Genomic DNA, 16,676 nt, shown 5'->3' with positions numbered 1-16,676 from the left:
CCTCGTTCGACATGCCGCGGCTGGTCATCGCCGCACCGTCCTCCGGCAGCGGCAAGACCACCGTCGCCACGGGCCTGATGGCGGCCTTCTCGGAACGCGGCCTCGCCGTGTCCCCGCACAAGGCCGGTCCTGACTACATCGACCCCGGCTACCACGCGCTCGCCACCGGCCGCCCGGGGCGCAACCTGGACGCCTTCATGTGCGGGCCGGAGCTGGTCGCCCCGCTGTTCGCGCACGGGGCCTCCGGGTGCGACCTCGCCGTGGTCGAGGGCGTGATGGGGCTGTACGACGGGGCGGCGGGCCGGGGCGAGCTGGCGTCGACGGCGCAGGTGGCGAAGCTGCTGCGGGCGCCGGTGGTGCTGGTGGTCGACGCCTCTTCGCAGTCGCGTTCGGTGGCGGCGCTGGTGCACGGCTTCGCGTCCTTCGACCCGCAGGTGCGGCTGGGGGGAGTGATCCTGAACAAGGTCGGCTCCGACCGGCACGAGGCGATGCTGCGGGAGGCCCTGGAGGAGGCGGGGATGCCGGTGCTCGGCGTCCTGCGGCGTGCTCCTCAGGTGGCCGCGCCGTCCCGGCACCTGGGTCTGGTGCCGGTCGCCGAGCGGCGGGCCGACGCGGTGGCCGCCGTCGCGGCGCTGGCCGAGCAGGTCCGGGCGGGGTGCGACCTGGAGGCCCTGCTGGCGCTGGCCCGTACGGCCCCGGAGTTGGACTGCGTCGCCTGGTCGCCGGAAGGTGCCCTGGCGGGCACTCGGGGCTCCGCCCCGAACCCCGCGCCTCAAACTCCCCCGGCTACCGCTGGGAGGTACCCCCTGGCGGGGCTGGAAGTGCCCTCCGGGCACTCCGGCCCGTCGGGCGCCACCCCCCCGGCCTCGTCCGACGGACGGCATCGGCCATATCCAGCCCCGCCGGCGTTTGAGGCGCGGGGTCTGGGGCGGAGCCCCAGCCGACGACCGGTCGTCGCCGTCGCGGGCGGGGCCGCGTTCACGTTCTCGTACGCCGAGCACGCCGAGCTGCTGCAAGCCGCCGGCGCGGAGGTCGTCACGTTCGACCCGCTCAGGGACGAGGCTCTCCCCGAGGGGACGGCCGGCCTCGTGATCGGTGGCGGGTTCCCCGAGGTGTACGCGCCCGAGCTGTCCGCCAACGAGCCGCTCCGCGCGGCCGTGGCGGCCTTCGCCGCGCGGGGCGGCCCCGTCGCGGCCGAATGCGCCGGGCTGCTGTACCTCGCTCGGTCCCTCGACGGGAAGCCCATGTGCGGGGTGCTCGACGCCGACGCGCGGATGTCGGAACGCCTCACCCTGGGCTACCGCGAGGCCGTGGCGGTGTCCGACAGCCCGCTCGCGGCCGCCGGGACCCGGCTGCGCGGGCACGAGTTCCACCGCACGGTGATCGAGCCGGGTGCCGGTGCGGCCCCCGCGTGGGGGTTCACGCACCCGGAGCGCCGCGTCGAGGGCTTCGTACAGCACGGTGTGCACGCCAGCTACCTGCACACGCACTGGGCGGCGGAGCCTTCCGTCGCGCACCGGTTCGTGGAAGCGGCGGCGAGCCGGCCGTGAGATCAGTCCGCGATGCCCACCACGAGCCAGATCCCGGCCACCCCGCCCACGGTGCACAGCAGCGTGGACAGGGCGGGGTGCTTGTGGTGGGCCTCGGGCAGGATCTCGGCGGCGGCCAGGTACAGCAGGACCCCTCCGAAGAAGCCGAGGTACGCGCCGAGGGGTTCCTCCGGAAGGGTGAACAGCAGAGTGGACGCCGCGCCCACTACGGGGGCGACGGCGTCCGCGAAGAGCATCAGCCGGGCCTTTCGGCGGTCGTTGCCGTAGAGGCTCGTCAGCGTGTACGTGTTGAACCCGTCGGCGAAGTCGTGGGTGATGACGGCCAGCGCCACGGCCACCCCCATCCCTCCGCCGACCTGGAAGGCGGCGCCCAGGGCCACGCCGTCGGCGAGGCTGTGGCCGACCATGGCCGCCGCCGCGGTGAGGCCGACCTGGGGGACGCGGTGGCCATGGCCGTTCTCGGCGCCGTGCGAGGCATGGCGTACGGCCAGGAGCCGTTCTGCGACGTGCGCGACGAGGAACCCGGCCACGAAGAGCAGCAGGGCGAGCGGGACGCCGAGGAACTCCTCGCCCGCCGCGTGCAGGGCCTCGGGGAGCAGGTCGAGCCCGACCACGCCGAGCATCAGCCCGCCGGCGAGGCCCAGCACGAGGTGGCGGCGGTCGGTGACGCGCTGCGCCGCCCATCCGCCCGCCAGCGTCATCAGGAACGCACCCAACGCCACGATCACGGCCATGTGGCCCTGAATACCGACTCCCCGCGCCGCGCGCACGTCCGCGCGCGGGTGGCGAGCGGCGGATTGTTGACGATACGGAGGGAGGATCCCCGGTGGGCGAGTACGTGACGCGGCTGGTGGTCGGGGTCGGCGGACGGGCGGGGGTCTCCGTCGCGGAGGTCTGCGCCCTGGTGGAGGAGACGCTGCGCGGGGCCGGGCTGACCTCGGAGGCGGTGACGGCGCTGGCCACGGTGGAGTCGAAGGCGGCCGAGGCGGGGATAGCGGGTGCGGCGGAACGTTTCGGCGTACCGCTGGTCGGCTATCCCGCCGAGCAGTTGGCCGCGATCACGGTGCCGCACCCCTCGGACGCGGCGCGCACGGCGGCCGGCACCCCCTCGGTGGCGGAGGCCGCGGCGCTGGCGGCGGGCGGCGAACTCCTCGTACCGAAGCGGCGGTCGGTGGCGGCGACCTGCGCGGTCGCGACGGCGCAGGCGCACGACCTGCGGCACCACGGGGACGCGGAGGTGATCGACGCGGGCTCGGGGCTGGTGGACCTGGCGGTGAACGTGCGGTCGGACACACCCCCGGAGTGGCTCAAGCAGCGGATCGCCGCCTCGCTGGGGGATCTCGCCGCGTACCCGGACGGCCGGTCCGCGCGTGCGGCGGTGGCGGCGCGGCACGGGCTGCCGGTCGAGCGGGTGCTGCTGACGGCCGGGGCGGCGGAGGCGTTCGTACTGATCGCGCGGGCGCTGGGGGCCGTGCGGCCGGTGGTGGTGCATCCGCAGTTCACCGAGCCGGAGGCGGCCTTGCGGGATGCGGGGCACCGGGTGGAGCGGGTGCTGCTGAAGGCGGAGGACGGATTCCGGCTGGACCCTGCGGCGGTGCCGGAGGAGGCCGACCTGGTGGTGGTGGGCAACCCCACCAACCCGACGTCGATCCTGCACCCGGCGGCGACGCTGGCCGCGCTGGCCCGGCCGGGGCGGACGCTGGTGGTCGACGAGGCGTTCATGGACGCCGTCCCCGGCGAACGGGAGGCTTTGGCGGGGCGGACCGATGTGCCGGGGCTGGTGGTGCTGCGGAGCCTGACGAAGACCTGGGGGCTGGCGGGCCTGCGGATCGGCTACGTACTGGCCGAGCCGGAGGTCATCGCGAAGCTGGCCGCGGCGCAGCCGCTGTGGCCGGTGTCGACCCCGGCGCTGGTGGCGGCGGAGGCCTGCGTGACCCCGTCGGCGCTGGCGGAGGCGGAGGCCGCGGCCCGGCGGATCGCGGTGGACCGGGAACACCTGCTGGCCGGCCTGGCGGAGTTCGACGAGGTGTCGGTGGTGGGTGTGGCGGAGGGCCCGTTCGTCCTGATCCGGATGGCGGGCGCGGCGGAGGTCCGGAGGCGGCTGCGCGCGCTGGGCTTCGCGGTCCGCCGCGGGGACACCTTCCCCGGCCTGGACGACTCCTGGCTCCGCCTGGCGGTCCGGGACCGGGCGACGACGGGGCGTCTGCTCCAGGCCTTCGACCACGCGTTGGCGCTGACCGCAGGCTGAGCGCCTGGCGACCCGCGATGCCGGGGACATCCGGAGGCCGGCGCTCCGTTGGCGGGGGGAGCCGAGGTAGGCGATGATCTTGGCATCAGCGGGTAAAACGCCGGGGGGCGGAAATGAACACGAAGGTGAAAGCCGGCCTGGCCGCGGTCGCCGTGGCGGCCGTGGCCGGCGGGGTCCTGGCCGGGCCGAGCCTGTTCGACCACGGCAAGGACGCCGGCGAGCAGCGGCTCGGGGCCGAGCAGGGCGGGGCGGGCACGGGCAAGGCGAGTGCGAAGACGCCCGCCGGTGCCAAGCCGTTCACGCTCGTGGCGACCGGCGACATCATCCCCTACCCGTCGATCGTCCAGCGGGCCGCGGACGACGCGCAGGGCAGCGGCCAGAGCCACGACTTCCGCAAGATATTCGCGGGGGTCAAGCCCCTGGTGGCCGCGGCCGACCTGGCGATATGCCACCACGAGATACCGTACGGCCGGCCCGGCGGCCCCTACACCGGATACCCCGCGTTCAAGGCCCCGCACCAGTTGGCCGACGCCCTGAAGGACGCCGGCTACGACAGCTGCTCGACCGGCTCGAACCACACCCTGGACGACGGCTACGACGGCCTCGTCCGCACCCTGGAGCATCTGGACAGGGTCGGCATCAAGCACGTCGGCTCGGCCCGCAGCGCCGAGGAGGCCAATGCCCCGGCCGTGCTCTCGGCCGGCGGCGCGAAGGTCGCCCAGCTGGACTACACGTACGGGACGAACGGCATCCCGGTCCCGGCCGGCAAGCCCTGGTCCGTCAACCTGCTCGACCAGAACCGGATCATCGCCGACGCCCGCGCCGCCCGGGCGGCCGGCGCGAACGTCGTCGTCCTCAGCGTCCACTGGGGCACCGAGTGGCAGACGGCCCCGGACAAACAGCAGCTCGAACTGGCGCAGGCACTCACGGCCTCGCGCGGCCCGGACGGGCTCCCCGACCTCGACCTGATCCTCGGCACGCACAACCACGTGCCGCAGCCGTACGAGAAGGTCAACGGGACCTGGGTCGTCTACGGCATGGGCGACCAGGTCGCCAGCTTCTACGAGGCCGACAAGGCGCGCGGCAACATGTCCTCGATCCCGCGCTTCACCTTCGCCCCGGCGGCCGCCCACCCCGGCCGCTGGGAGGTGACCAAGGCCGAGTACCTCACGCAGTACTCGGACATGAACCCGCCCTTCCGTGTCGTCTGCGCCTCCTGCGCTCCTGCCGACCCGGAGTTGGGCGCGGCCAAGCAGTCCACGTACGCGGCCGTCGACAAGCAGGTCAGCGCCGCCGTGCTGTCGCGCGGAGCCGACAAGCAGGGGTTGGTGCACGCCGCCCGGTGACCCGTGGGCCCGTCACGAGGTGCGGCCGCGCCGGGTCACGACGAGCGCGGTCGCCCCGATGCCGAGCAGGACCAGCGCGCCGCCCGCGACGTACGGGGTCGGCGAACCGCCGCCCGTCTCGGCGAGGTTGGCGTTGGTGGCGGTGGCGGCGGTGGTCTGCGGCTTGACGTCGGGCTTCGGCGCCGGCGCGGCCGGGGACTCGCAGTGCGCCTCCGCCAGCACGATCTCCCCCTCCACCTCGGCCACGTTGAGTTCCAGCGGGTTCACGGACACCTTCAGTCGGAGCGCGGTCGCCGCGGCCGTCGTGGAGGTGGTCCGCGTGCCGGACAGCTCCAGGGTGACCAGGCCCACCCCGGGGACCTCGACCTTGGTCGCGGGGCCACCGGCGGTCACGGTGGTCTTCTTGCCGAGCGCGGTCACCGTCCCGAGGACGTTCGAGGTGGCCACCGGCTGCTTCCCGGCCTCGCAGACGGCCTTGGAGGTGACCTTCTCCACCTCGATGAGGGAGAGCGCGGGCAGGCCCGGCACGTGCACCCTGGCCTTCGCGAGGTTGGCCTCGGCTTCGGCCCGGTTCTTGTCGGCGGTCGCCTTGGAGGTGGCCACATCGGCGCGCAGCACGCTGACCGGCGCTCCGCCCTCGACCCCGTCGAGGGTGACGGTCAGCGCCGTCTTCTGCGCCGTCGCGGGGGCGTTCACCTCGTTGAGCGTCGCTTTCAGCGGGACGTGCACGGTCTTGTTGAGCAGGCCGACGTCCAGTCCGGCGCTCAGGACGACGGCGCCCGCCTTGCCCTCGCCGCCTCCCGTGGCGAAGGCGGGCGGCGCGGTGAGCAGGGCGACCACTCCCGTGGCGAGGAGGACGGCCGCGGGCATGCGGAAGGTATTGCGGTTCAAGGTGGTGGAACCCCCGAGGAGATGGGTGCCGTCACGCCGCCAATGGGGGACATCGCGGGCGCCGACGGCCTCTACCCTCGGAATCTTTACGCACTGTGGGTGAACGGGTGGGCACCTGGCGTCACTTCACCCCAAAGGGTGGTTTCCGGGCGCATTTTCGATTCTTCACGTCTCGTGAGGAACGGGGGTTCACTTCCGTCCCAGACGGGGGCATGTTCAACGACCGGGTTGCGCGGATGTCACGTCTGCCGTCAACCGGGCGCTCAGGAGCGGACCTTGCCGTTCACCACCACCCGCAGCGGCTCGGCGAGCACCCGCACGTCGGTCCTCGGATCGCTGCCGTAGACCACGAGGTCGGCCGGCGCGCCCTCGGCGAGGCCCGGCCTGCCGAGCCATTCGCGTGCGGCCCAGGCCGTGGCCGAGAGGGCGTCCAGGGCGGGGATCCCGGCCTTGACCAGCTCCGCGACCTCGGCCGCGACCAGGCCGTGCGGCAGGGAGCCGCCCGCGTCGGTGCCCACGTACACCTCGATGCCGGCGTCGTAGGCCGCGCGGACGGTGTCGTAGCGCCGTTCGTGGAGCCGCCGCATGTGCGCCGACCAGCGCGGGAACTTCGCCTCGCCGCCGGCGGCCAGCTTCGGGAAGGTCGCGATGTTCACGAGCGTCGGAACGATCGCCACCCCGCGCTCGGCGAACAGCGGGATGGTGTCCTCGGTGAGGCCGGTGGCGTGTTCGATGCAGTCGATGCCCGCCTCGACCAGGTCGCGCAGCGAGTCCTCGGCGAAGCAGTGGGCCGTGACCCGGGCTCCCAGCCGGTGTGCCTCGGCGATGGCGGCCTCGACCTCGGCGCGCGGCCAGCAGGCCGTGAGGTCCCCGGCGTCCCGGTCGATCCAGTCCCCGACCAGCTTGACCCAGCCGTCGCCGCGCCGGGCCTCGCGGCCCACGTACTCGACGAGGTCGGCCGGCTCGATCTCGTGCGCGTAGTTGCGGATGTAGCGGCGGGTGCGCGCGATGTGCCGGCCCGCCCGGATGATCTTCGGGAGGTCCTCGCGGTCGTCGACCCAGCGGGTGTCGGACGGCGATCCGGCGTCGCGGATGAGGAGGGTGCCGGCGTCGCGGTCGGCGAGGGCCTGGCGTTCCGCGGTCTCGGCGTCGACCGCGCCGTGGGCGTCGAGCCCCACGTGGCAGTGCGCGTCGACCAGACCGGGCAGGGCCCAGCCCGTCACCGTGGTGACCTCGCGGGCGGTGCGCGGGCGCTCGTACGAGACCTTCCCGCCGATCACCCAGAGCTCGTCGCGGACCTCGTCGGGACCGACGAGGACCCGCCCCTTCACGTGCAGCACATCGCTCATGTCGGCACTGTAACCGCGTGCTCGGTAGGCTCTGGAGGTATCGCCGGACGTATCCGGACACCCCGGACGAAGAGAGAAGCCCCCACGTGTCCCACCCCCTCCTGGACCTCCCGCCGCTGACCGCGGAGCGTTTCGCGTCGATCGAACGGGGGGTCGCGGAGCTGCTCTCCACTCGGCACGACGTGGTGATCACCCAGGGCGAGGCGCTGCTGCCTCTGGAGGGGTGCATCCGCTCGGGCGCCCGGCCCGGTTCGACCGCGCTGAACGTGGTCACCGGGCCGTACGGGACCACGTTCGGCAACTGGCTGCGCGACTGCGGGGCGGGCGTGGTGGACCTGGAGGTCCCCTTCGACACCGCCGTGACGGCCGAGGAGGTCGCGCGTGCGCTGGCCGGGCACCCGGAGATCGACTTCGTCTCGCTGGTCCACGCGGAGGCGGCGACGGGGAACACGAACCCGGTCGCGGAGATCGGCGAGGCCGTACGGGAGCACGGCGCGCTGTTCATGGTGGACGCGGTGGCCTCGGTCGGCGCGGAGCCGCTGCTGGTCGACGCGTGGGGCGTGGACCTGTGCGTGATCGGCGCGCAGAAGGCGATGGGCGGCCCGGCCGGGGTGTCGGCGGTGTCGGTCTCGGACCGTGCGTGGGCCCGGTTCGCCGGGAACCCGGCGGCTCCGCGCCGCTCCTACCTCTCGCTCCTCGACTGGAAGGAACGCTGGATCGACACCGGGCGGGGGGCGCTGCCGCACGCCCCCGCGCAGCTGGAGATGCTGGCGCTGGAGGCCTGCCTGGACCGGATCGCGGACGAGGGCCTGTCCGCGGTGACGGCCCGGCACGCTGCCGCCGCCGCGGCGACCCGCGCGGGGGCCGCCCTGCTGGGGCTCGCCCCGTACGTGGGCCGGGCGGCGGAGGCCGCGCCGGTGGCCACCACCCTGCGGGCGGAGGATGCCTCGCTGGTGGTGGCAAAGGCCCTGGTGGCGGACCCGGCGGCGCCGCTCGCCGCGGGCGGCGGGGCACTGGCGCGGGAGATGATCCGGGTCAACCACTACGGTCCGGCGGCCTCGCTTCCGGTGGTCCGCGCCTCCCTGACGGCGCTCGCGGCTGCCGTGGGGGCCGAGCCGGAGCCGGCACTGGCCGCGGCGGAGTCGGCCTGGGCGGCCGTACGGGCGCGGTAGCAGTAGCAGTAGCAGTAGCAGTAGCAGTAGCGGTAGCGGTCAGGACAGGGCGTCGAGGAGCCGGTCCACGTCCGCCTCTGTGTTGTAGAAGTGGAACGAGGCCCGCAGGGCGCCCGCTCGGGCGGAGGTGGCGATGCCTGCGGCCAGCAGGGCCGGCCCGCGGTCGGCGAGACCCGGCACCGAGACGATGGCGGCCTCCCCGGGCACGGGCTCGTGGCCGAGGCGGGCGAGGCCGGCCCGGTAGCGGGCGGCCAGGGCGGTGTCGTGGGCGTGGACGGCCTCGATGCCGATCCGCTCCAGCAGGGCCAGCGAGGGTTCGGCCGCGTGGTAGGCGAGGAAGGCCGGGGATTCGTCGAACCGGCGGGCGTCCGCGGCCAGTTGCGGCATGGGGCCGTAGGTGGCGTCCCACATCGACTCGGCCGCCACCCATCCGGCGTGCAGCGGGACCAGGCACTGCTGGGCCTCCTGCGACACGGTGAGGTAGGAGGCGCCTCGGCCGCCGAGCAACCACTTGTAGCCGGCGGTGACGGTGTAGTCGTACGGCGACGCGTCGAAGGGGAGCCAGCCCGCCGCCTGGGTCGCGTCCACGAGCATCCGGGCCCCGTGCGCCGCCGTCGCCGCGCGAACGGCGGCCAGGTCGGCGATCCTGCCGTCCGCCGACTGCACGGCGCTGACCGGGACCAGGGCGGTGTCCGGGCCGACGGCCTCGGCGAGGGCTTCGAGCGGCGCGAAGCGCAGTTTGAGGTCTCCACGGAGCAGGAAGGGGTTGATGACGGAGGCGAAGTCGCCCTCCGCGCACAGGACCTCGGCGCCCGGCGGCAGCGATGCCGCGACCAGGCCGACGTGGGTGGCGACGGACGAGCCGATGGCGACGCGCCCGGCGTCCACGCCGACGAGCCTGGCGAAGGCGGCCCGGACCCGGTTCACTCGGTCGAAGTCGCCGAATCCGGCGGGGAGTCCGGCCGCTGCCGCCTCGGCCAGCCCTCGTACGGCGGCGACGGCGGAACGCGGGAGCACCGCGCAGGTGGCGGTGTTGAGGTAGACGGTGGAGTGGGCGAACTCGGCACGGGTCGCTTCGGCGATCGAAAGATCCATGCCGTCAACTCTGCGCCGGCCGCGACCCAAAGTCCATTGCCGAGTTTTCTGCGCCCACTCCAAGTGATCCTTATACCTGGGGGACCTCGCACGCCCCGTCGGGCTCGCACGCCTCGGCGGCGGTCGGCTCCTCGACCTCGCGCCCGGCCCACGCCTGCTCCAGGGCCCGGGTGAACACCTCGGCCGGCTGCCCGCCGGAGATCCCGTAGCGGCGGTCGAGGACGAAGAACGGCACGGCGTTCGCGCCCAGTTCGGCGGCCTCGCGCTCATCGGCCCGCACCTCGTCCGCGTAGGCGGAGTCGTCGGCGAGGACGGCACGGGCCTCGGCCTCGTCCAGCCCGGCCTCGACGGCGAGGGCGACCAGCACCTCGGGGTCGAAGACGGAGCGGACCTCGGCGAAGTTGGCCCGGAAGGCGAGGTCGAGCAGCTCCTCCTGGCGGCCGCGGGCGGCGGCCAGGTGCAGCAGGCGGTGGATGTCGAAGGTGTTGCCGTGGTCGCGGCCGTCGGTGCGGTAGTCGAGCCCCTCGGCCCGGGCGGTGGACGCGACGTGTTCCTCCATGGCGCGCGCCTCGTCCAGGGTGCGGCCGTACTTCTTGGCGAGCATCTCCAGGACGGGTGCGGTCACGCCCTTGGCGCCGCCGGGGTCCAGCTCGAACGACCGGAAGACGACCTCGACCTGGTCACGGTGGGCGAACTCGGACAGCCCCTGGTGGAAGCGGGCCTTGCCGATGTAGCACCACGGGCAGGCGATGTCGCTCCAGATCTCGACGCGCATGTTCCTTCTTCTCTCCGGTTGTGAACGGTTTCCGCTTCAACCACTCGCCGGGGCGTCTCATTCCCCGGACGGCGACACCGTGAGCCAGAGGGTGCGGTGGGAGCCGGTACGGCCGGCCGCCGGGGCGGGGAGCCAGCCGTGGCGGGCGTAGAAGGCCTGGGCACGCAGGTTGTGTTCGTAGACCTCCAGGCGGACCCGGCTGATTCCGGCGCGGCGCCAGGCGTCGAGGCAGGCCCCGTGCAGGGCGGCACCCGTACCTCGGCGCCAGTGGACCGGATCGACGTGGAGCTGGGTCAGGGTGGTCTCGCCGTCCGCGGTGAGGAAGGCGGCGACCCCGGTGACCTCGCCGTCCTCCTCGGCGCAGAGCACCCGGCCCTGGGCGGCGGGCCGGGCGACGGCCCGGGACCAGGCCTCCCGTGTGCGGGTGAGCTCGGCATCGCCGGCGTAGGCCTGCTCCGGGATGTGGCCCTGGTAGTAGGTGGCCCGGGCCCTGGCGTGGAGGGCTGCGATGGCGTCGAGGTCGGCGGGTTGCGCGCTCCTGATCATGGGAAGGGGAACGCGCCGGGACCCGTGTCGGTTCCCGGCGCGTCGGACCTGCCCACTTCTTCGGCCACGGCTACTTCTTGAGCCAGGCCGCCATCATCTTCTGGGCGATGGGGGCCGCCAGCTTGCCGCCGCCGATCTCGGAGCGGTCGGTGTCCGAGTTCTCGATCACGATGGCCACGGCGATCTGCTTGCCGCCCGCCTTTCCGTACGAGGTGAACCAGGCCAGCGGGGAGAGGCTGTTGTTGACACCTCGCTGGGCGGTACCCGTCTTGCCGCCCACCTCGGCGCCCGACACCTGGGCTGGCTTGCCGCCGCCCTCGGTGGCGACCGTCCTCATGGCGTCCCGGATCATCGAGGCGGTCTTCTCGCTCATGACCTGCTGGGACTTCGGGTCCTTGAAGCTCTGCAGCACGGTGCCGCTCGCGTCGGTGACCTCGGAGACCATGTGCGGGGCGACGAGCTTGCCGCCGTTCTCGATCGCCGCCGTCACCATCGCCATCTGGAGCGGGGTGGCCTGTACGTCGAACTGGCCGATACCCGTCTGCGCGACCTGGTCGACGGACATCTTCTTCGAGGGGTACTTGCTCGGCGGATTGGTGCGGACCGGGGTGTCGATCTGCGTGTTGAAGCCGAGCTTCTCGGCCATGGCCCGCATCTTGTCCTGGCCGAGCTTGTGCGCGAGCTCCGCGAAGACGTTGTTGCAGGACAGCCGCAGCGCGGTGCGCGCCGACGCGTTGTTGCAGGCCGCGGAGCCCGCCTCGCTGGGCAGCAGGGTGCGGGTGCCGGGGATCGTGTACGGGTCGGGGGTGCCGGTCGGCTGGTCCAGGTTCGTGACGAGGCCGTTCTCGATCGCCGCCGCGAGGGTGACCAGCTTGAAGGTGGAGCCGGGCGCCTGGGGCTTGCGCAGCGCCACGTTCTCCATGGCCTTGCCGTTGTCGGCGGAGAGCTCCGCCCAGGCCTCCTCGTCGTTGGATCCGGCGATGCGGCCGGGGTCGAAGGAGGGGTTGTTCACCACGGCGAGGATCTCGCCCGTCGCGGGGTCGATGGCCACGGCGGCGCCCTGCTTGCCCTGGAGGGCGTCGTAGGCGGCCTTCTGCACGTCCTTGTCGATGGTGGTCAGGACGTTGCCCGGGGCGGCCCGCTTGTTGGTGAGCGTGTCCAGCATGGTCTTCAGCCGGCTGTCGGAGCCGTTGAGGATGTTCTTGTAGATGCCCTCCAGCATGCTCGTGCCGTAGACCTGGGAGCTGTAGCCGGTGATCGGTGCGTAGAGGGGGCCGTCGGTGTAGGTCCGCTTGTACCCGAAGTCCTTGCCGCCCGTCTTCACCGAGCCGGTGATCGCCTCCCCGCCCACGATGATGTTGCCCAGCGGGTTCTCGTACATCCCGATGAGGTTCCGCCGGTTGTGCTCGTCGTCTGCGAGGGCCTGGCCTTGGTATGCCTGCACCCAGGTGACGCGGACCAGCAGGGCCAGCACCAGGAGCAGACAGAAGACCGACGCACGCCTGATCGTCTTGTTCATCCCCCAGAAGGACGTCCCAGCCGCTCCGGGCGTTCCGCTCTGCCCCGATTGTGGCCGGGTTCTCAGCTTTTCTTCATGACGAAGCCCCCCTCGTAGGCCGCGATGACCGCCTGCGTGCGGTCGCGGGAGCCCGTCTTGGTGAGGACCCCCGCGACATGGGTCTTCACCGTCTGCGGTCCGACCCCGAGGCGTTCGCTCATCTCGTGGTTGGACAGTCCCGTGGCCATCAGGCGCAGTACGTCGGCCTCCCTCTCGGTGAGCCGGGACACCCAGGGCGCGGTGCCGGACGGGGTACCGGACGCCTGGCTCGCGGCGAGGGAGCGGACGGCGGCGGGGAAGAGCAGGGAGTCGCCTCGGGCCACGAGCCGGACCGCCCCGATCAGCTCGTCGGGGTCGGCGCGCTTGAGGAGGAAGCCGGAGGCACCGGCCCGCAGCGCGTCATAGACGTAGGCGTCGTTCTCGAAGGTGGTGACGACCACGATCCGGGGCGGCTCGGGCATCGTGGCGAGGATCTGCTCGGTGGCCCGGATCCCGTCTATCTCGGGCATGCGGACGTCCATCAGCACGACGTCGGGGGCCAGCGAGCGGACCAGCGGGACCGCCTCGGCGCCGGTGGCAGCCTCGCCGACCACTTCCAGGTCGGGTTCGGCTTCGAGGATGACCCGCAGGGCCGTGCGGACCATCCGCTCGTCGTCGCAGAGCACGATCCGCAGCGGGGGCCGGCCCGGCGCGGTCATCGGGCCCCCTCCCCCAGCGGGAGGACGGCCTTCAGCCGCCAGCCGCCTTCGTGCGGGCCCGCCTCGATGGCACCGCCGAGCAGCGCGGCCCGTTCGGCCGCGCCGCGCAGGCCCCGGCCCCCGGTCGTACGGAGCTCCCGGCCGTCGGGCGCGGCGGGCTGATTGGTCATGGTGATCTCCAGTTCACGGTGCGTTCCCTCTCGTCGGGGGTTCTCCCCCTCGTGTACGCGGATCCGCAGCTCCACCGGGCCGGAGCCGTGGCGCAGTGCGTTGCTGAGGCCCTCCTGGACGATCCGGTAGGCCTCGCGGGAGGCGATCGCCGGCAGCTGCGCCCACTCCAGGACGGGCCCGGGGTCCTGGTCGGCGGTCACGGTGGTGCCGGACGCCCGGGTGCGGGCCAGCAGCCCGTCGAGGTCGGCGGCCAGGGTGGGGGCCGGCGCGGCGTCCGGCCGCGTCGGGTCCCCGTCTCGCAGCAGGCCCAGTACGGCGTCCAGCTCACCCACGGTCCGCCGGGTGGTGTCCTCGATGGCGGCCAGCGCCTCCCGCACGAACTCGGGGTCGCGGTCCAGCACCCGCCGGGCGGCGACCGCCTGCAGGGTGACGGCGCTCAGCGCGTGCCCGACCGCGTCGTGCAGCTCCCGGGCCAGCCGGTTGCGCACGGCCAGGTCCGCGGCCCGTTCCTCGGCTGCCGCCAGCCGGTCCGCCGCGGTCGGCCCGAGCAGTACGGGTGCCATCCGCGCCAGCAGCGCCCCGGCCCCGACTGCGAGCAGGACCAGCGCCGCCAGCAGGCCGATCCCGGCCGGCGGTGCCAGGTACGGCTGGGCGTCGGTGGCGAACCACCCGAACCCGAGGTCCGCTTCCCTCAGCCCGCTCACGAACGGCAGCACGATCAGCACGACGCCCATGGGCGGCACCGCGAGCGTCAGCCCGCTGACCACCGCGCCGACCCCCAGGTGCAGGGTCCACCAGGCGGAGGTCCTCCCCCGGGCGGCCCAGGATCTGGCCGGCCCCTCCGCCAGCCGGTCCCCCGGCACCCCGCACATGGCCCGGACTGCCGTCACCGACAGCGGCCGCACCAGCCCGAAGACGGCGGTGGCCGCGACCAGCGGCAGGGCGGCGGCGTAGGAGGCGAGGGCCAGCGGGAAGGAGTTGAGGGCGTTGACCCCGCCGGCCGCCATGCCGACCACCACCTCCGCGACGAAGAAGTACGGCATCAGCAGGGCCCCGCCGAGGATCAGGTGCACCCACCGCAGCCGCGCCCGACCGGCCGGCAGCCCGCCCGGGCCGCGCATCACCCTTCTCGACGGGATATGAGGAACCGGGTGAGGACTGCGGCGGCGAGGGATCCGGTGATCATCTGGCCAGCGTAGGTCAACAAGGCTGCTGCCGGGGGGCCTTCACCTCCGTCCAGCTGCGGCCCCAGCGAGGCGGTCAGCATCCAGGCCCCCCAGGCCAGGGTGGCCCCCGCGCCGACCCAGGCGAGGGCGAGCGGCCACCGCGCCCGCAGCATCCCCCCGCGGGCCAGGAGCAGGGCCCCCGCGCCGGCGGCGAGTGCGCACGCCCCGTGGACCACGGTCACCACGGCCGTCTCCGCCGAATGGGCCGCGGCCCGCTCCGCCCCCAGCCCCGCCGTACCCCCGAAGGCCCAGTAGGCGTGCACCGCCCCGACCACCAGGCCGGCCGCTGCCGAGGCCGCCGCCACCACCCCCGTGGACGACGGCAGCCTCTGCCCCAGCACGCCCTGCCAGCGCCGGCCCCAGCGCTCCCGCGCATAGGGCACGAACAGCCCGGCCAGGGCGAGTCCTTGGATCGCGAATCCGGTGTACACGACGTTGAACACCCAGGGGTCCAGGAAGGGCTCGCGCACCGCCTTGGCGGCGGCACCCTCCCCGAAGCCCAGCAGGCGTACGAGGAGTTGACCCGGGAACCCGGTGATGATCGGGGTCAGCAGTCCGGTCGCCACGAACACGGGGACGGCCAGCAGCCAGGCCGGCACACGCATGCCCCAGGGCCGGGTGAACACCAGCACGAGCAGGATCACGCAGGCGTCCATGGCCACCGTGACGGCATTCGCCGCCATCAGGAACGGCTCGGGATCCAGCAGCACGCTGCCGTCCGGTATGCCGATCCGGCTCCCCGACAGCCAGGCGGTCTTGAGCGCCAGGTAGGGCACGGTGGCGGCCAGGGCGGCCGCCCGCAGGATCTGCCGCCGGGCCCCAAGGACACGGGTCGACCGATGGGGCTGCCGGGACGGGGGCTGGGACTGCGGCTCCGGCTCCGGCTCCGGCTCCGGCTCCGGCTCCGGCCGCGGCTCTGGCTGCGGCTCTGGCTGCGGCTGCGGCTGCGGCTCCGGCCGCGCCGCGCGCCTCGGGTGAACTGCTCGTGTGGTCATGACTCAACGGTCCCGCGCACGCCGCCCCACCACCTCCCCCTCCAAGGGGAACCGCCTCCCCCGGGCGGGGGAGGAACCTCCCCCTCCACCGCCTCACATGCGCCGCGTCACCACCGACAGCCGGTCCCTCGCCTCGAACAGCGCCGACTTGATGACCTGTTCGTGCCCCTGCGTCAGCCGGGCCACCGGCACCGAGCAGCTCACCGCGTCCCGCGCCGGAGTCCGGTACGGGATCGCCACCCCGAAGCAGCGCAGCCCGAGCGTGTTCTCCTCCCGGTCCACCGCGTACCCCTGCTCCCGGACCAGCGCCAGCTCCTCGATGAGCCGCTCCCGGTCGGTGACGGTGTGCTCGGTGACCGCCTCCAGCCGCCGCGGCAGCAGCGCCCGTACCTCTTCGTCCGTGTGCGTGGCCAGCAGCGCCTTGCCGAGCGCCGTCGAGTGCACGGGCAGCCGCCGTCCCACCCGGGTGAAGGGCCGCAGGTAGTGCTGCGACTGGCGGGTGGCCAGGTACACCACGCTCGTCCCGTCCATCCGGGCCAGGTGGATGGTCTCGGTCGTGTCGTCGGAGAGCCGGTCCAGGGTGGGCCGGGCCGCGGCGACGACCTCGTCTCCGTCGATGTACGAACTGCCCACGAGCAGGGCCCGCACGCCGATGCCGTACCGCGTGCCGGTGGCGTCCGTCTCGACCCACCCCAGGTTCACCAGCGTGCGCAGCAGCATGTACAGGCTGGACTTGGGCAGCGAGAGGTCGTTCTGGATGTCCGCCAGGCTGTGCAGCCCGGGCCGCGCCGCGAAGTGCTCCAGCAGCAGGACGGTCCGGACCGCCGACTTGACCGCCGCCCCCTGACCGGGGACTCCCTGACCGGGCGCTCCCTGCGCCGCCGTCCCCTGCGCCGCCGTCCCCTGCGCCGCCGTCCCCTGCGCCGCCGTCCCCTGGGCCGGTGGCCCCGTCTCGGTCGTCGTCATGGGCGCGCTTCCCCTCTGGTCGCCTCCGGCCGCATCCGATCGCCCCTTGTCACGCGGAGGACGCGGAAATAGAGTCCGCAGCAGATGTGA

14 protein-coding genes and 1 pseudogene are annotated in these 16,676 nt (G+C 73.7%); 4 read left to right on the top strand and 11 right to left on the bottom strand.

All coding sequences use genetic code 11. The features are described 5' to 3' along the window. Positions 1–11 precede the first annotated feature (11 nt). On the top strand, positions 12–1,550 hold the full coding sequence (locus tag ACIQ5Y_RS25880) for a cobyrinate a,c-diamide synthase (RefSeq protein ID WP_403885112.1): 1,539 nt from the start codon (positions 12–14) through the stop codon (positions 1,548–1,550). 2 nt (positions 1,551–1,552) lie between these two features. On the opposite strand, the gene ACIQ5Y_RS25875 is transcribed toward ACIQ5Y_RS25880, so the two are convergent. Further along, positions 1,553–2,284: a ZIP family metal transporter gene (locus ACIQ5Y_RS25875; RefSeq protein ID WP_403884990.1), complete on the bottom strand. Its 732-nt coding sequence runs from the start codon at positions 2,282–2,284 to the stop codon at positions 1,553–1,555. Positions 2,285–2,376: 92 nt separating this feature from the next. On the opposite strand from ACIQ5Y_RS25875, the gene cobC reads away from it, so the two are divergent. Both cobC and ACIQ5Y_RS25865 read left to right on the top strand, forming a co-directional pair. Beyond that, a complete protein-coding gene (cobC, locus tag ACIQ5Y_RS25870; protein WP_403884987.1) occupies positions 2,377–3,798 on the top strand; it encodes an Rv2231c family pyridoxal phosphate-dependent protein CobC in 1,422 nt (473 codons plus the stop codon). 113 nt (positions 3,799–3,911) lie between these two features. Then, positions 3,912–5,144 carry a CapA family protein gene (locus tag ACIQ5Y_RS25865; protein WP_403884984.1) on the top strand — a complete coding sequence of 411 codons (1,233 nt, stop codon included), beginning with the start codon at positions 3,912–3,914 and terminating at the stop codon, positions 5,142–5,144. A gap of 12 nt (positions 5,145–5,156) precedes the next feature. Here the strand turns inward: ACIQ5Y_RS25865 and ACIQ5Y_RS25860 are convergent, their stop codons facing one another. Then, positions 5,157–6,035 (bottom strand): SCO1860 family LAETG-anchored protein, encoded by an 879-nt coding sequence (locus ACIQ5Y_RS25860; protein ID WP_403884981.1) that lies wholly within the window; start codon positions 6,033–6,035, stop codon positions 5,157–5,159. 263 nt (positions 6,036–6,298) lie between these two features. Continuing rightward, complete coding sequence (locus tag ACIQ5Y_RS25855; protein ID WP_403884978.1) at positions 6,299–7,384, bottom strand: amidohydrolase family protein; 1,086 nt, start codon at positions 7,382–7,384, stop codon at positions 6,299–6,301. Positions 7,385–7,470: 86 nt separating this feature from the next. On the opposite strand from ACIQ5Y_RS25855, the gene ACIQ5Y_RS25850 reads away from it, so the two are divergent. Beyond that, a complete protein-coding gene (locus ACIQ5Y_RS25850) occupies positions 7,471–8,556 on the top strand; it encodes a pyridoxal-phosphate-dependent aminotransferase family protein (RefSeq protein ID WP_403884975.1) in 1,086 nt (361 codons plus the stop codon). A gap of 39 nt (positions 8,557–8,595) precedes the next feature. Here the strand turns inward: ACIQ5Y_RS25850 and ACIQ5Y_RS25845 are convergent, their stop codons facing one another. The 8 genes and pseudogenes from ACIQ5Y_RS25845 to ACIQ5Y_RS25810 all read right to left on the bottom strand — a co-directional run bounded on the left by ACIQ5Y_RS25845 (position 8,596) and on the right by ACIQ5Y_RS25810 (position 16,586). Continuing rightward, positions 8,596–9,651 (bottom strand): aminotransferase class V-fold PLP-dependent enzyme, encoded by a 1,056-nt coding sequence (locus tag ACIQ5Y_RS25845; RefSeq protein ID WP_403884972.1) that lies wholly within the window; start codon positions 9,649–9,651, stop codon positions 8,596–8,598. Between the two features lie 70 nt (positions 9,652–9,721). Then, complete coding sequence (locus ACIQ5Y_RS25840; RefSeq protein ID WP_403884969.1) at positions 9,722–10,426, bottom strand: DsbA family oxidoreductase; 705 nt, start codon at positions 10,424–10,426, stop codon at positions 9,722–9,724. Between the two features lie 57 nt (positions 10,427–10,483). Continuing rightward, positions 10,484–11,008: pseudogene (locus ACIQ5Y_RS25835) on the bottom strand (GNAT family N-acetyltransferase); the annotation flags it as partial. Between the two features lie 34 nt (positions 11,009–11,042). Beyond that, positions 11,043–12,491, bottom strand: a complete 1,449-nt coding sequence (locus tag ACIQ5Y_RS25830) for a peptidoglycan D,D-transpeptidase FtsI family protein (RefSeq protein ID WP_403884965.1) — start codon at positions 12,489–12,491, stop codon at positions 11,043–11,045. A 62-nt stretch (positions 12,492–12,553) separates the two neighbouring features. Next, complete coding sequence (locus ACIQ5Y_RS25825; RefSeq protein ID WP_403884961.1) at positions 12,554–13,228, bottom strand: response regulator; 675 nt, start codon at positions 13,226–13,228, stop codon at positions 12,554–12,556. Continuing rightward, the gene (locus tag ACIQ5Y_RS25820; protein WP_403884958.1) at positions 13,225–14,520 is read right to left on the bottom strand and encodes a sensor histidine kinase; all 1,296 of its coding nucleotides are present in this window, start codon (positions 14,518–14,520) and stop codon (positions 13,225–13,227) included. The genes ACIQ5Y_RS25825 and ACIQ5Y_RS25820 overlap by 4 nt, the downstream gene beginning before the upstream one ends. Next, positions 14,520–15,620 carry a hypothetical protein gene (locus tag ACIQ5Y_RS25815; protein WP_403884955.1) on the bottom strand — a complete coding sequence of 367 codons (1,101 nt, stop codon included), beginning with the start codon at positions 15,618–15,620 and terminating at the stop codon, positions 14,520–14,522. The genes ACIQ5Y_RS25820 and ACIQ5Y_RS25815 overlap by 1 nt, the downstream gene beginning before the upstream one ends. Positions 15,621–15,713: 93 nt before the next feature. Continuing rightward, positions 15,714–16,586, bottom strand: a complete 873-nt coding sequence (locus ACIQ5Y_RS25810; RefSeq protein ID WP_403884952.1) for an IclR family transcriptional regulator — start codon at positions 16,584–16,586, stop codon at positions 15,714–15,716. Positions 16,587–16,676: the final 90 nt, after the last annotated feature.

It is taken from the genome of Streptomyces sp. NPDC096339 (assembly GCF_044762985.1).
GTDB lineage: Bacteria > Actinomycetota > Actinomycetes > Streptomycetales > Streptomycetaceae > Streptomyces.
Note: the sequence above shows the minus strand (reverse complement) of the source record. Positions and strands in the feature narration are given on the sequence as shown.